The organism is Bradyrhizobium sp. USDA 4461, assembly GCF_054055655.1.
The window spans coordinates 6453945-6467690 of the sequence record NZ_JBSRXM010000001.1 but is presented as its reverse complement, the minus strand read 5'-3'; the positions used below and the strand labels follow the sequence as shown (position 1 = coordinate 6467690).

At 65.6% G+C, this 13746-nt stretch carries 13 protein-coding genes; 1 reads left to right on the top strand and 12 read right to left on the bottom strand.

Annotated elements, in window-relative coordinates; all coding sequences use genetic code 11:
* Positions 1–252: 252 nt before the first annotated feature.
* Positions 253–2472, top strand: a complete 2220-nt coding sequence (locus ACVINW_RS30405; RefSeq protein ID WP_456754674.1) for a lytic transglycosylase domain-containing protein — start codon at positions 253–255, stop codon at positions 2470–2472.
* Between the two features lie 273 nt (positions 2473–2745).
* On the opposite strand, the gene ACVINW_RS30400 is transcribed toward ACVINW_RS30405, so the two are convergent.
* The 12 genes from ACVINW_RS30400 to ACVINW_RS30345 all read right to left on the bottom strand — a co-directional run bounded on the left by ACVINW_RS30400 (position 2746) and on the right by ACVINW_RS30345 (position 13714).
* Complete coding sequence (locus ACVINW_RS30400; RefSeq protein ID WP_456754673.1) at positions 2746–3717, bottom strand: tripartite tricarboxylate transporter substrate binding protein BugD; 972 nt, start codon at positions 3715–3717, stop codon at positions 2746–2748.
* Positions 3718–3840: 123 nt separating this feature from the next.
* The gene (locus ACVINW_RS30395) at positions 3841–5082 is read right to left on the bottom strand and encodes a threonine synthase (RefSeq protein ID WP_456754672.1); all 1242 of its coding nucleotides are present in this window, start codon (positions 5080–5082) and stop codon (positions 3841–3843) included.
* Positions 5083–5261: 179 nt separating this feature from the next.
* Positions 5262–6683: a dihydrolipoyl dehydrogenase gene (gene lpdA, locus ACVINW_RS30390; RefSeq protein WP_456754671.1), complete on the bottom strand. Its 1422-nt coding sequence runs from the start codon at positions 6681–6683 to the stop codon at positions 5262–5264.
* A gap of 17 nt (positions 6684–6700) precedes the next feature.
* Positions 6701–6943 carry a hypothetical protein gene (locus ACVINW_RS30385; protein WP_456754670.1) on the bottom strand — a complete coding sequence of 81 codons (243 nt, stop codon included), beginning with the start codon at positions 6941–6943 and terminating at the stop codon, positions 6701–6703.
* Positions 6944–7120 carry a hypothetical protein gene (locus tag ACVINW_RS30380; protein WP_456754669.1) on the bottom strand — a complete coding sequence of 59 codons (177 nt, stop codon included), beginning with the start codon at positions 7118–7120 and terminating at the stop codon, positions 6944–6946. It abuts the gene before it with no gap.
* Between the two features lie 12 nt (positions 7121–7132).
* Positions 7133–8497, bottom strand: coding sequence for a pyruvate dehydrogenase complex dihydrolipoamide acetyltransferase (locus tag ACVINW_RS30375; RefSeq protein ID WP_456754668.1), 1365 nt, complete (start codon positions 8495–8497; stop codon positions 7133–7135).
* Between the two features lie 2 nt (positions 8498–8499).
* Complete coding sequence (locus ACVINW_RS30370; RefSeq protein ID WP_021079261.1) at positions 8500–8805, bottom strand: DUF5076 domain-containing protein; 306 nt, start codon at positions 8803–8805, stop codon at positions 8500–8502.
* A 5-nt stretch (positions 8806–8810) separates the two neighbouring features.
* Positions 8811–10220 carry a pyruvate dehydrogenase complex E1 component subunit beta gene (locus tag ACVINW_RS30365; protein ID WP_456754667.1) on the bottom strand — a complete coding sequence of 470 codons (1410 nt, stop codon included), beginning with the start codon at positions 10218–10220 and terminating at the stop codon, positions 8811–8813.
* Positions 10221–10265: 45 nt separating this feature from the next.
* Complete coding sequence (gene pdhA, locus ACVINW_RS30360; RefSeq protein ID WP_456754666.1) at positions 10266–11285, bottom strand: pyruvate dehydrogenase (acetyl-transferring) E1 component subunit alpha; 1020 nt, start codon at positions 11283–11285, stop codon at positions 10266–10268.
* Positions 11286–11444: 159 nt separating this feature from the next.
* The gene (locus tag ACVINW_RS30355) at positions 11445–11762 is read right to left on the bottom strand and encodes an FtsB family cell division protein (RefSeq protein WP_456754665.1); all 318 of its coding nucleotides are present in this window, start codon (positions 11760–11762) and stop codon (positions 11445–11447) included.
* A gap of 96 nt (positions 11763–11858) precedes the next feature.
* Positions 11859–12410 (bottom strand): NADPH-dependent FMN reductase, encoded by a 552-nt coding sequence (locus ACVINW_RS30350; protein WP_456754664.1) that lies wholly within the window; start codon positions 12408–12410, stop codon positions 11859–11861.
* Between the two features lie 167 nt (positions 12411–12577).
* On the bottom strand, positions 12578–13714 hold the full coding sequence (locus tag ACVINW_RS30345; RefSeq protein WP_456754663.1) for a zinc-binding dehydrogenase: 1137 nt from the start codon (positions 13712–13714) through the stop codon (positions 12578–12580).
* Positions 13715–13746 lie beyond the last annotated feature (32 nt).

Here is a 13746-nt window from a genome sequence, read left to right as displayed (position 1 = left end):
CATCGGCAACCCCCACGGCGTTTGCAGCGAGGATACATCTCAGGGTCACCCGATCAAAGTGCGGCGCTTCACCCGTAAAAATCCCGGTTCCCGCGGGTTCCACACGCCGCATTCCATATTTCGCCGCGTTTTCCCTGTTGAGTTGCAGCCGCATTAACACTCGAGAATCGAGGGTAGTGGTAATCTGCGGCGGTTGTGCCGCCGTATGACGCGTTCTGTTGTGCCTCATGGTTTCTCAGGGGGGACCAGGGAATGAACCGTTGCCTACGTCCGCTGGCGTGCTTCGCCACCGCCGCCGCGCTCGCGCTGCTGCCGATCAAGGCAGACGCCAAGCCGCATCACCAGCACCAGGCCAAGAGCAGCCACGGCGCCAAGGCCGGTGGCTCATCAAAGGCCGGCAGCAAGGTTGCGCGCGAGGCCTCGGCCAAGCGCCGGCACGCCAGGCATGGCGCCGACAAGCACAAATCCGCCAAGACCAAATCCGTTCCGTCAAAATCGGCTGAGACCGCGCCGGCAGAACCGGTGAAACCCGCCGGGCCGCAACTGTCGGGCGATCTCGCCATGGTCAGGGACGCGATCACAGCTGCGCGCCGGGGCAAGACCAACGACGCCACCGATATCCAGGCTGGGATCACCGACCCGGTCGGACGCAAGCTCGTCGAGTGGTATCTGCTGCGCCATTCGGAATCGAATGCGCCGTTCAGCCGCTATGCGGCGTTCATGACCGCCAACCCGGACTGGCCAAGCGTCACGCTGCTGCGCAAACGCGCCGAAGCGCGGATGTGGCAGGAGCGCAGCGATCCGGCCACGGTGCACGGCTTCACGCTCGACCAGCCGATCAGCGCCAAGGGCAAGTTCGCGCTCGCCCGCACCCTGCTCGCCGAAGGCGACCGCGACGGCGCCGCCCGGCTGGTCCGCGAGGCCTGGCGTTCGGACGAATTGCTGGAGCGGACCGAGAGCGACGCCTACGACGCGTTCAAGGATCTGCTGACGCGCGACGACCATCGCGCGCGCATGGACAAGCGGATCGGCGCCAAGGACCTCGCCGGCGCCCGGCGCGCGGCGCAGCACCTCGGCAGCGATTATCTGGCGATCGTGAAGGCCTGCGGCGCGGTCCGCGGGCAATCCAGCAAGGCCGAGGACACGCTTAACGACGTGCCGGCCGATGCCCGCAGCGATCTCGGCTACACGCTGTGTCGCATCCAGTTTCTGCTCGCAAAGAACCGGATCGACGATGCGGCGCGCGTGACAATCGCGGCAGCGCCCGAGACGATGGCGCAGCAGGACACCGACCAGTGGTGGCGCGAGCGGCGCATCCTCTCCCGCAAGCTGCTCGACCAGGGTGAGTACCAGGCGGCCTATGACGTGATCCGGGGCGCGGCGGCGCCGGACAATCCCTATTACCGCTCCGACATGCACTTCATGCGCGGCTGGATCGCGCTGCGTTATCTCGACGATGCCAAGACCGCCGCGGCGCATTTCGCCCACATCGACGAAGGCCAGACCAACCCGACGGTGCTGTCGCGCGCCGCCTATTGGCGCGGCCGCGCCGCCGAGGCGCTCGGCAACAGCGTGGCGATGCGGGCCGACTACCAGGCCGCCGCGCGGTACCCGACCGCCTATTATGGCCAGCTCGCGCTGGCCAAGCTCGGCCGCGACGGCGGCGTCGAGCTGCACGCGCCCTCGCCGGCCGCCAGCGCCTCCAGCATGGCGGCCGACGAGCGCGTCCGCGCCGCCGACATGCTCTATGCGATCGGCGAACCGGACATCGTGCTCTATTTCGCGGCCGACCTGGCCGAGGAAAGCACCGATGTCGGCATGCTCGAGGCGCTCGCCGAGCTCACCGGCCGCCGCAACGATGCCCGCGCCATGCTGCAGATCGGCAAGATCGCGCTCGGGCGCGGCTTCGCCTTCGATCATTACGCCTTCCCGGTGATCGGCATTCCCAAGCACACCCCGATCGCGCCCGATATCGGACGCAGCATGACCTACTCGATCGCGCGCACCGAAAGCGCGTTCGACCAGCGCGACAAGTCGGCGGCCAACGCCGTTGGGCTGATGCAGGTGACGCCGGAAGCCGGCCGCGACACCGCCAAGCGTTTCGGCGTCAGCTATGACTGGAGCCGGATGGTGTCCGATCCCGTCTACAACACCCAGATGGGCGCAGCCGAGCTCAGCGCGCTGCTGTCGGAATACCGCAACTGCCACATCATGACGTTTGCCGGCTACAATGCCGGCCGCGGCCGCGTCCGCGACTGGGTCAAGGCCTATGGCGACCCGCGCGATCCCAACGTCGATCCGGTCGACTGGGTGGAGCGGATCCCGATCTCGGAGACGCGCAACTACGTCCAGCGCGTGATGGAGAATTTCGCGGTCTACCAGGCGCGGTTCGAGGACGCCGGCACGGCGATAGCCAAGAACGGCGAGCGCGTCGTGACGCAGGAGAGCAATGCGGCGCCGGCATCACAGTAGGAACGTAGGGCGGGTTAGTACTACTGCGTCACAAGCGCTCTTTCAGCCGATCCTGAGAGGCCGTGAACGAATCCAGCCGTCATTGCGAGCGAAGCGAAGCAATCCACCGTCCCGCAAACGCGGTTGGATGGATTGCTTCGTCGCTATCGCTCCTCGCAATGACGGCGGAGGCAGAATTATGACGCAGTAAGATTAGTTAGCAACGCGTAACCCGCCGCGCCGCCCGGCCCGCGAATGGCGGAGTACGCCTGCGGCTAATCCGCCCGACAATCTTCAATCCACCTTCACATTGGCGGCCTTGATCATCGGCCACCACTTCGCGATTTCCGCCTTCTGCCAGACGCCGAGCGCTTCCGGCGTCAGCTGGTCCTTCGGCGGCATCTGCAAGCCGAGATTCTCGAGCTGCTTCTGCACCGTCGGATCGGCCATCGCCGCGACCGCGGCGGCGTTGAGCTTGGTCACGATCTCCTTCGGCGTGCCCTTCGGCACCCAGAGGCCGGACCACAGTGTCATGTGGAAGCCCGGCAGGCCGGCCTCGTCGACCGTCGGAACCTCCGGCGCATTCGCGACCCGTTTGGAATCGGTCACCGCGTAGGCGCGGATGTTGCCGGCGCGGACCTGGTTGATCGAATTCGAGGTCTGGTCGACGATGATGTCGATCTGGCCGGCCACGAGATCGTTCAGCGCCGGCCCGGTGCCGCGATACGGCACGTATTGCAGCTTGATGCCGGAAACGTTCTCGAAATAGAGCCCGGCGATGTGGCTGCCGCTGCCGGCGCCGGCGGTGCCCGCGGTCGGCGGCTCCGGCCGCGACTTCAGCCATGCCAGGAGCTCCTTGAGCGATTTCGCCGGCACCGCGTTCTTGCTGACGATGATCATCGGGTTGCTCGGCAGCAGCACCACCGGCTCGAGATCGGTGACGAGATCATAGCCGAGCTTGTAGATCGCGCCGTTCGCGACATGGGTGCCGAGATGGCCGAACGAGACGGTGTAGCCGTCGGGCGCCGAACGCACCGCGCGGCCGACGCCGATCGAGCCGCCTGCCCCGGTCACATTCTCGATCAGCAGCACCTCGCCGAGCGACTGCTTCATGTGCTCCCCGAGGATGCGCGCCATCGCATCCGACGGACCACCGGCGGCGAACGGCACCACGATGGTGATCGGGTGCGCCGGCCAGGTTTCGGCATGCGCTGGGCTGGTGATGGTCAACAATGCAGCCAAGGCAGCCCAGATCGTTCTACGCATCATGCACTCCCTCGAATGATTTTGTCATTGCAAGGAGCGAAGCGACGAAGCAATCCATGGTTCAGCGCAAGCGGTGAAATGGATTGCTTCGCTTCGCTCGCAATGACGAACTAGAATGACCGCTCAGAACTGCGAGAAGTCGATCGGCTTGTGCCGATCCAGCGTGCGGGTGATCGGCGGCAGCGGGTATTTCAGGCCGCTGGCGCAATTGAACAGCATCACGCGGTCGCCCTTCGCGACGCGGCCGTCGGCAAGGCTCTGCTTGTAGGCGGCATAGGTCGCGGCGCCCTCGGGGCACAGCAACAGCCCCTCCACGCGCGCGACCTCATTGAGCGCCGCGGTGATCTTGTCGTCGTCGACGGCGATTGCAAAGCCCTTGCTTTCGCGCACCGCGCGCAGGATGAGGAAATCGCCGATCGCCTGCGGCACGCGGATGCCGGAGGCGATGGTGTGGGCGTCCTCCCAGCGTGCCGCGTGCTCGGTGCCGGCCTCATAGGCCCGCACCATCGGCGCGCAGCCGGACGCCTGCACCGCCACCATGCGCGGGCGCTTCGAGCCGATGAAGCCGATCTTTTCGAGCTCGTCGAACGCCTTCCACATGCCGATCAGGCCGGTGCCGCCGCCGGTCGGATAGAAGATCACGTCCGGCACGTCCCAGCCGAGCTGCTCGGCGAGCTCGAGGCCCATGGTCTTTTTGCCCTCGATCCGGTACGGCTCTTTCAGGGTCGAGGTATCGAACCAGCCGACTTTTGCTTTTCCCTCGCCGACGATCTTGCCGCAGTCGTCGATATAGCCGTTGACGCGATAGACGGTGGCGCCCTGCAGCTCGATCTCGCTGACATTGACCTCAGGCGTATCCGCCGGGCAGAAGATCGTGGTCTTGATGCCGCACGAGGTGGCATAGGCCGCGAGCGCCGCGCCGGCATTGCCGTTGGTCGGCATCGCCATGTGCTTGATGCCGAGCGCCTTGCCCATCGACACCGCCATGACAAGGCCGCGCGCCTTGAACGATCCGGTCGGCAACCGCCCCTCGTCCTTGACGATGATCTCGCCGCCGCCGAGCTTGGCGCCGAGCCGCGGCAGCCGGATCAGCGGCGTCGTGACCTCGCCGAGGCTGACGATGTCCCCGCATTTGCGCACCGGCAGCAGCTCGCGATAGCGCCACAGGTCCGCCGGACGCTGGGCCAGCGCGTCCTTTGTGAGCGCCTTCTTCACGCCGGCGAGGTCATAGCGCACCAGCAGCGGCTTGCCGGCCTTGGACAGGTTATGGACCTGGTCGGCCGCATAATGATCGCCCTCCATCGCGCATTCGAGATGGGTCACGAAGGTCGGGCGTTCGATGGTGAGGTTGTCGTTGTCCTTCACGAGATTCTGTCCTTCTTGTTCTTCGTGATGTCTTCTCTGCCAGACCCGTCACCCTGAGGAGGCCGCGCAGCGGCCGTCTCGAAGGGCGAACGGTCCCGCGGAGTAATCCGGGCCGTGCATCCTTCGAGACGCGCTCTGCGCTCTTCAGGATGACGGGACCGGGGGCGGCGTCCGCGGCGTCAAATATTCAGCACCCGCCCGTAGGCGTCGAGCACCGCTTCCTTCATCATTTCCGACAGCGTCGGATGCGGGAACACGGTGTGCATCAATTCCTCTTCGGTGGTCTCCAGGTTCATGGCCACCACATAGCCCTGGATCAGCTCGGTGACCTCGGCCCCGATCATGTGCGCGCCGAGCAACTGCCCGGTCTTCTTGTCGAAGACCACCTTGACCAGGCCCTGGTCCTCGCCGAGCGCAATCGCCTTGCCGTTGCCGACGAACGGGAAGCGACCGACGCGGATCTCGCGGCCGCCTTCCTTGGCCTTGGCTTCGGTGAGGCCGACGGAAGCGACCTGCGGGTTGCAATAGGTGCAGGCCGGGATCATCAGCTTGTCCATCGGATGCGGATGCAGGCCCTTGATCGCCTCGATGCAGATCACGCCCTCATGCTCGGCCTTGTGCGCGAGCATCGGCGGGCCCGCGACGTCGCCGATCGCGTAGATGCCGGGGACATTGGTCTTGCCGAGGCCGTCGATCACGATGCAGCCGCGGTCGGTCTTGACGCCGAGCTTTTCCAGCCCGAGCCCCTCGATATTGCCGACCACGCCGACCGCCGAGATCACGCGCTCGAATTCCTTGCTCTGCGGCTGGCCCTTGCCGTCGTCGATGGTCGCGACCACGCTGTCGGCCTTCTTCTCCAGCTTCGTCACCTTGGTCGAGGACATGATCTTAATGCCCTGCTTCTCGAAGCGCTTGCGGGCGAGGCCGGCGATCTCCGCGTCCTCCACGGGGAGGATCTGCGGCAGCACCTCGACGACCGTCACGTCGGCGCCCATAGTGTGGAAGAACGAGGCGAACTCGATGCCGATCGCGCCGGAGCCGACCACCAGCAGCGATTTCGGCATCCGTTCCGGCACCATCGCCTCGAAATAGGTCCAGATCAGCTTCTTGTCGGGCTCAAGCCCGGGCAGCACGCGCGGCCGTGCGCCCGTCGCGACGATGATGTGCTTGGCCTGATAGGTGCCCTCGCCGCTCGCGCCCTTCGGCGCCTCGACCGTGGATTTCTTCACCGTGATCTTCCCGGGCGCATCGATCGTGGCGTCGCCCCAGATCACCGTGACCTTGTTCTTCTTCATCAGGAAGCCGACGCCGTCATTGAGCCGCTTTGAGACCCCGCGCGAGCGCTGCACCACCGCCTTCGGATCGAACGAGACGTTGTCCGCCGACAGCCCGTAATCCTTGGCGTGCTGCATGTAGTGGTAGACCTCGGCCGAGCGCAGCAGCGCCTTGGTCGGGATGCAGCCCCAGTTCAGGCAGATGCCGCCGAGATAGGATTTCTCGACGATCGCGGTCTTGAAGCCGAGTTGCGCGGCGCGGATCGCGGTGACGTAGCCGCCGGGGCCGGAGCCGATGATGATGACGTCGAAGGATGTGTCGGCCATGGCGGCTCCCGTTCAACTCAATGTGTGACGCCGCGCGCGCGGCTTCTTGCGATCAATGTCCTGACCAGCCATTCGAGCCCGATCGTCACGGCCATGATGGCCAGGGCCGTCAGCACGATCGGCTGGGCGATGTTCCGCGCCAGTTGTTCGCCGGCGAAGAACGCGGAGTGCAGAAAATCCAACCCGACCGGATTGCACACCAGCGCGGCCGACAGCAGCAGCGAGATCCAGGGCCAGCGCGTGCGGGCCGTGCCGGCCATTCATCGGTACTCCTGCCATACCGCACCGAGGAAGATGGTCCACACCACCGCGAGCACGGCCGCGCCGATCATCATCATCCTGAACTGGAACGTCGAGATCAGGTCGCGGTTGACCGCGACCAGCAACGCGACGGCGATGGCGACGAGCAGGACGTACGGACCGGCGATCGCGTACATGGCCGATGCCCGTCACACCATCATCATCACGGGGTTCTCGATCAGCTGCTTGAAGGCACCGATCAGCTCGGCACCCAGCGCGCCGTCGATCGCGCGGTGATCGCACGACAACGTCACGCTCATGATGTTGGCGATCTCGATCTTGCCGCCGCGCACCACCGGGCGCTCCTCCGAGGTGCCGACCGCGAGGATCGAGGCGTGCGGCGGGTTGATCACGGCGGTGAAGTGGTTGATGCCGTACATGCCGAGGTTCGACACCGCAGTGGTGCCGCCCTGATATTCTTCCGGCTTCAGCTTGCGGGCACGGGCGCGGGCGGCAAAGTCCTTCATCTCGTTGGAGATGGTCGACAGCGTCTTGGTCTCGGCCTTGCGGATGATCGGCGTGATCAGGCCGCCCGGCATCGCCACCGCGACGCCGACGTCGGAATGCTTGTGCTTGAGCATGCCGCCTTCGGTCCAGCTGACATTGCAGTTCGGGATTTTCTGCAGCGCGACCGCCATCGCCTTGATGACGAAGTCGTTGACCGAGATCTTGTAGAGCGGCTTCTTCTCCTTGTCCTTCGGCGCGGCCGCGTTGATCTCCTCGCGCGCGGCGAGCAGCTTGCCGATGTCGCAGTCGATCGTGAGATAGAAGTGCGGGACGTTCTGCACCGAGGCGGTGAGCCGCTGCGCGATGGTGCGGCGCATGCCGTCATGCGGCACGACCTCGTAGGAGCCCGGCTCGAACAGCGCCAGGATCTGCTTGTCGGACATTGACGGCGCGATGCTCGGCCCCGCGGCGGGCGCAGCCGCCGGCGCCTTCAGGCCCTTGCCGGACTTGGCGTCGTCGACGTCGCGGGCGATGACGCGGCCATGCGGCCCGGTGCCGGTGATGCGGCCGAGATCGATGCCGGCTTCTTTCGCCAACCGGCGCGCCAGCGGCGAGGAAAACACGCGGGCGTGGCCATTGGCCTGCGACGCCGCGGCCGCAGGTGCCGCCGCCTGGGTCGGCCCGGCCGCGGGTGCCGGAGCCGGTGCGGCCTTCGGGGCTGATTCAGGGGCCGGCGCGGCCTGGGCCGCGGGCTTCGGTGCCTCGGCGGGCTTCGGCGCTGGCGCTGCGCCCGCCCCGGCGATGGCGGCCGCCTTCACATCCTCGCCGTCGCCGGCCATCACCGCGATCACGTCGTTGACCGGAACGTCCTGGGTGCCCTCGGGCACCAGGATCTTGGCGATCGTGCCTTCATCGACCGCTTCGACTTCCATCGTCGCCTTGTCGGTCTCGATCTCCGCGATCACGTCGCCGGACTTGACCTTGTCGCCCTCTTTCTTGAGCCACTTGGCGAGGTTGCCCTTTTCCATCGTCGGCGACAGCGCGGGCATGAGAATATTGATCGGCATTGTCAGTGACCTTGTTGCGACCGCGGTTTGGTTTGGCCCATGTCGGTCGGCCGGGCGATTTCGGCTTCGAACATCTCGACGATGCGCGCGAGCGCCTCGTCCTCGGTGTATTCGCTCTCGCGCGAATAGGCGCGCGCGGCGTGACGGGCGATGTCGACGAGCATCAGCCCCCACATGTCCGGCTCCTCGAAGGCGCGCTGGAACGCGATCGACAGGCCGCCGTCGACCACAAAGGCGCGCAGCACCTCGACGGCGTCGTCGCGGCCCATCACGTCGGGCGGCAGCGGCTGCTCCTTGGGACCGGCCATCGGCGTTACCGGTAGGACACGGCCTTGGCGGCCGCGACCACCTCGGCGACGGAGGGCAGAGCGAGCTTTTCGAGATTCGCGGCGTAGGGCATCGGGACGTCCTTGCCGGAGACACGCGCGACCGGCGCATCGAGATAGTCGAAGGCGTGCTCCATGATGCGCGCGGCGACCTCGGAGCCGACGCCGCTCTGCTGCCAGCCCTCTTCGACCGTGACGGCACGGCCGGTCTTCTTCACCGAGTTGATGACCGTCTCGGTGTCCATCGGGCGGATGGTGCGCAGGTCGATTACCTCGGCCTCGATGCCTTCCTTGGCGAGTTCATCGGCGGCCTTCAGCGCATAGGACATGCCCATCGCCCAGGAGACGATGGTGACGTCCTTGCCGGCGCGGGCAATCCGCGCCTTGCCGATCGGCACCACGAAATCGGGTAGCTTCGGCACTTCGCCGGTGTGGCCGTACAGCACCTCGTTCTCGAGGAAGACCACCGGATTGGGATCGCGGATCGCGGCCTTGAGCAGCCCCTTGTAGTCGGCAGCCGAATACGGCGCGATCACCTTGAGGCCCGGGATCTGCGAGTACCAGGCGGCATAGTCCTGACTGTGCTGGGCGGCGACGCGCGCGGCGGCGCCGTTCGGGCCGCGGAACACGATCGAGCAGCCCATCTGCCCGCCCGACATATAGAGCGTCTTGGCGGCGGAGTTGATGATCTGGTCGATCGCCTGCATCGCGAAATTCCAGGTCATGAACTCGACGATCGGCTTCAACCCGGCCATCGCCGCACCGACGCCGACGCCGGCAAAGCCGTGCTCGGTGATCGGCGTATCGATCACGCGGCGGGCGCCGAACTCCTGCAACAGGCCCTGCGTCACCTTGTAGGCGCCCTGATACTCGGCGACCTCCTCGCCCATGATGAAGACGTCGCCGTCGCGGCGCATCTCCTCGGCCATCGCATCGCGCAGCGCTTCGCGGATGGTCTGGGTGACCATCTCGGTGCCGGCGGGGATCTCCGGATCGGGCAGTGGCTCGCTGGCGGGCGCGGCCGGTGCCTTCGCCGCCGGCTGCGGCGCTTCCGCCTTTACATCTCCCTTGGCTTCGGCAGCAGGCGCGGCCTCGGCAGCCTTCGGCTGCGGCGCGGGAGCGGCCGGCACCTTGGCGAGGTCGGCGGCGCTTTCGCCGTCGGCCAGGATGGTGGCGATCGGCGTGTTGACCGCGACGTCTGCGGTGCCTTCCGGAATCAGTATCTTGCCGAGCGTGCCCTCGTCGGTGGCCTCGACCTCCATCGTCGCCTTGTCGGTCTCGATCTCGGCGATGACGTCACCGGACTTGATGGTCTCGCCTTCCTTTTTCAGCCATTTGGCGAGGTTGCCCTTCTCCATGGTGGGCGACAGCGCAGGCATCAGCACTTGAATGGGCATATCAGCTCCCGAAATCGGTCTTGAGATTCGTCTGCGCGGGTGGGGTCAGCGGTAGATGTCGGTGTAGAGCTCGGACGCATCGGGCTCCGGATCGTGCTGGGCGAAGTCGGCGGCCGCGTTGACGATCTCGCGCACCTCGGCGTCGATCGCCTTCAGGTCCTGCTCGCTGACGCCGGATGCCAGCAAGCGGTTGCGCACCTGCTCGATCGGATCCTGGTCGTGGCGGACCTTCTCGACCTCCTCGCGCGTGCGGTACTTCGCCGGATCGGACATCGAGTGGCCGCGGTAGCGGTAGGTCTGCATCTCCAGGATGATCGGTCCGTTGCCGCCGCGGCACCAGGCCGTGGCTTCATCGGCGGCGGCCTTCACCGCGCGCACATCCATGCCATCGACCTGTCGTCCTGGAATGTTGAATGAGGCGCCACGCTTGGAGAAGTCCTGCTGCGCCGACGCGCGCGACACCGAGGTGCCCATCGCATAGCGGTTGTTCTCGATCACGTAGATCACCGGCAGCTTCCACAGCTCCGCCATGTTGAAGCTCTCGTAGACCTGGCCCTGGTTCGCGGCGCCGTCGCCGAAATAGGTCACGCTGACGTTATCGTTGCCGCGATAGCGGTTGGCGAAGGCAAGGCCGGTGCCGAGCGGCACCTGTGCGCCGACGATGCCGTGACCGCCGTAGAAATGCTTCTCCTTGCTGAACATGTGCATGGAGCCGCCCTTGCCGCGGGAATAACCGCCGCGGCGTCCGGTCAATTCGGCCATCACGCCCTTGGCTTCCATTTCGGTGGCCAGCATGTGGCCGTGGTCCCGGTAACCGGTTATGACCTCGTCGCCCGGCTTCAGCGCCATCTGCATGCCGACCACGACGGCTTCCTGGCCGATATAGAGATGGCAGAAACCGCCGATCGCACCCATGCCATAGAGCTGGCCGGCCTTCTCCTCGAAGCGCCGGATCAGCAGCATGTCGCGCAGCGCCTTGAGCTCCTGCTGCTTGGAGAATTCCGGCGGCGAGCCAGCCTTCTCCTGCCCTGAGTCCTTTGCGACGGTTTTCTTCGGTGTGGCCATGGCAATTCCGGGTGAGAGAAGTCGAAGAACCCTCTCTAACCCAACTCAAATCGGCTTGGAAGGATTGCGTTCGCCCGATGGAATTTTGCTATGCCGCAGTGCAGCGCGGCGCGACACTTTTGTGATAGCGCGCACGTGTTTTTGAAATTTGAGAACGCGTCAGTTCGGCTTGTTGATCCGGACCAGATCGCGCGGGTTGACGTAGTCGAGCTGGAAGCGCGCGCGCTCGTCCAGCATGTCGGGGTCGACCCGGTCCGACCGCAGCAGCGACACCCGCTGCTCGCCCTCGGCGCGCTCCTTCTTCAGCCGCGCCAGCTCCGAGGTCAGCGCGATGATTTCCTGGTCGAGCTCCTGGCGCGCATTCAGGCCGTATTTGCCGGTGTAGGCGTTGACGCCGAAATAACCGACCATCAGCGCCGCCAGCGTATAGAGGGCGAGACCGGACAGAATCGATTTGAGGCGCGTGCGGGAAACCATGGCCGCGAAGATGCGGCCATGGAGTTAACGAACGCTAAACGAGAGCATTTCGAGCGACGCGGATACCGATTCAACCGGAACGACGACCGCTCCGGATCAGCGGTTCTGCTTTTCAATGAAGGCCGCGAAGGCGTCGAGATACTGCTGCAACACGGCCTTGAGCGACTCCTTGGTCAGCTCGCCCTTGTCGTCGAAGGCATCGCCGACGCCGTTGAGATAGGCCTCCGGCTGGCCGAGGATCGGGCCCGAGATGCCCGGCAGGATGTTCTGCAGATGCTTCACCGCGCTGACGCCGCCGAGCGGTCCGGGCGAATTGCCGATGATGCCGACCGGCTTGCCGAGGAACGAGCTCTTGCCGTAGGGCCGCGAGGCGACGTCGATCGCGTTCTTCAGCACGCCCGGGATCGAGCGGTTGTATTCGGGGGTCACGAACAGCACACCGTTCGACTTCTGCAGCTTCTCGCGGAGCGCGAGCCAGTCCGCCGGCGGGGCCGCCTCGAGGTCCTGGTTGAAGAAGGAAATCCCCTGCAGCGTCGTGACCTCGAGCTTCAGCGAGGCGGGCGCGAGCTTGGCCAGCGCATTGGCGATCTTCAGCGAAAAGCTCTCCTTGCGGATGCTGCCGACGATGGTGACGATGTTATAGGCCATTACAGATTTCCCCTCGGGTTTGCGTGAAGCTCGTGGACCTCACCTACCGGCCCGTCAAGAAAGATGCAAGTGCATGGATCACCCAATTCCGGAAACGCAGCGTTTCGCGGAATTGGTCTACGCTAAAGTAAAAAGGCCGTCCCGGGGACGGCCTTTCGTTTCAGTCCTCATCCCTTGTTCGGGTTGATCAGGAATTTCTCGCCGGTCGCGCGCTTGTTGTAGACGGCGATGTTGTCGAGCTGCAGGGTCTCCTGCAACGACACCACCTTGGTGTAGTGGCTGGCGAAGGTCGTCTTCAGTTCGGCCACCACGCGCTGGCGCAGCTTGTTGCCGGCCTCGGGTCCGATCTTCATCAGGAACGGGAACAGCAGCCAGCCGCCGACGCCCCAGGCCATGCCGAAGCCGCGCGGCAGCTCGATCGATCGGCTGTCGAGGCTGCCATAGACATAGACCTGCTTGTGCACGTTCGAGCCGTAGCGGCTATAGGCCTTGGCGGTCTTGTTGATCGCGCTCTCCATCGCGACCAGGATCTGGCCCGCGAGCTTGCCGCCGCCGATCGCATCGAAGGCGATGGTCGCGCCGGTCTCGACCAGCGCGGCGGTGAGCTTGTCCATGAAATCGGGCGCCGAGGAATCGACGACATGCCGGGCGCCGATCTTGTGCAGGATCTCGGCCTGCTCCTTGTTGCGCACGATGTTGACGAGGCCGATGTCGTCCTTGAGGCAGATCCTGTTCAGCATCTGGCCGAGGTTGGACGCCGCCGCGGTGTGCACCAGCGCCTTGTGCCCCTCGCGCCGCATCGTCTCGGTCATGCCGAGCGCGGTCAGCGGATTGACGAAGCAGGAGGCGCCTTCCGCCGGCGTGGTGCCCTCGGGCAGCGGCAGGCATTCGCCGACCCGCAGCGTGCGGTATTGCGCATACATCGCGCCGCCGATCATCGCGACCGTCTTGCCCATCAGCGCCTTCGCGGCGTCCGAGGAGCCGGTCCGGATCACGACGCCGGCGCCTTCATTGCCGACCGGCATGGATTCGTCGAGCCGCGCGGCGAGGCCCGGCAACGCCGCGTCCGGCACGCGCGCGGTCACCACAGGCAGGTCCTTGCTGCCGGAGACCTTGGCGGCCGTCATGTCGGCGGGGCCGATCAAGAGACCGAGGTCGGACGGATTGATCGGGGTCGCCTCGACCCGGACCACGACCTCGTCGGGACCGGGCTCGGGGGTCGGGACATTGACCAGCGACAATTCCAGCTCGCCATCCTTCTTGAGCAGCGAACGCAGTTGCAGACCGCTCTTGCCGTCGCTCATCCCGACCTCCCTTTTTTGCGTCTTGTTCAGTC

Bases quoted from the DNA above. Each gene is read 5' to 3' on its own strand.
- lpdA (WP_456754671.1), bottom strand. From the start codon at position 6,683: ATGGCCGACACATCCTTCGACGTCATCATCATCGGCTCCGGCCCCGGC.
- ACVINW_RS30375 (WP_456754668.1), bottom strand. From the start codon at position 8,497: ATGCCGATCAATATTCTCATGCCCGCGCTGTCGCCGACGATGGAAAAG.
- ACVINW_RS30400 (WP_456754673.1), bottom strand. From the start codon at position 3,717: ATGCGTAGAACGATCTGGGCTGCCTTGGCTGCATTGTTGACCATCACC.
- ACVINW_RS30345 (WP_456754663.1), bottom strand. From the start codon at position 13,714: ATGAGCGACGGCAAGAGCGGTCTGCAACTGCGTTCGCTGCTCAAGAAG.
- ACVINW_RS30370 (WP_021079261.1), bottom strand. From the start codon at position 8,805: ATGGCCGGTCCCAAGGAGCAGCCGCTGCCGCCCGACGTGATGGGCCGC.
- ACVINW_RS30365 (WP_456754667.1), bottom strand. From the start codon at position 10,220: ATGCCCATTCAAGTGCTGATGCCTGCGCTGTCGCCCACCATGGAGAAG.
- ACVINW_RS30350 (WP_456754664.1), bottom strand. From the start codon at position 12,410: ATGGCCTATAACATCGTCACCATCGTCGGCAGCATCCGCAAGGAGAGC.
- ACVINW_RS30385 (WP_456754670.1), bottom strand. From the start codon at position 6,943: ATGGCCGGCACGGCCCGCACGCGCTGGCCCTGGATCTCGCTGCTGCTG.
- ACVINW_RS30405 (WP_456754674.1), top strand. From the start codon at position 253: ATGAACCGTTGCCTACGTCCGCTGGCGTGCTTCGCCACCGCCGCCGCG.
- ACVINW_RS30380 (WP_456754669.1), bottom strand. From the start codon at position 7,120: ATGTACGCGATCGCCGGTCCGTACGTCCTGCTCGTCGCCATCGCCGTC.
- pdhA (WP_456754666.1), bottom strand. From the start codon at position 11,285: ATGGCCACACCGAAGAAAACCGTCGCAAAGGACTCAGGGCAGGAGAAG.
- ACVINW_RS30355 (WP_456754665.1), bottom strand. From the start codon at position 11,762: ATGGTTTCCCGCACGCGCCTCAAATCGATTCTGTCCGGTCTCGCCCTC.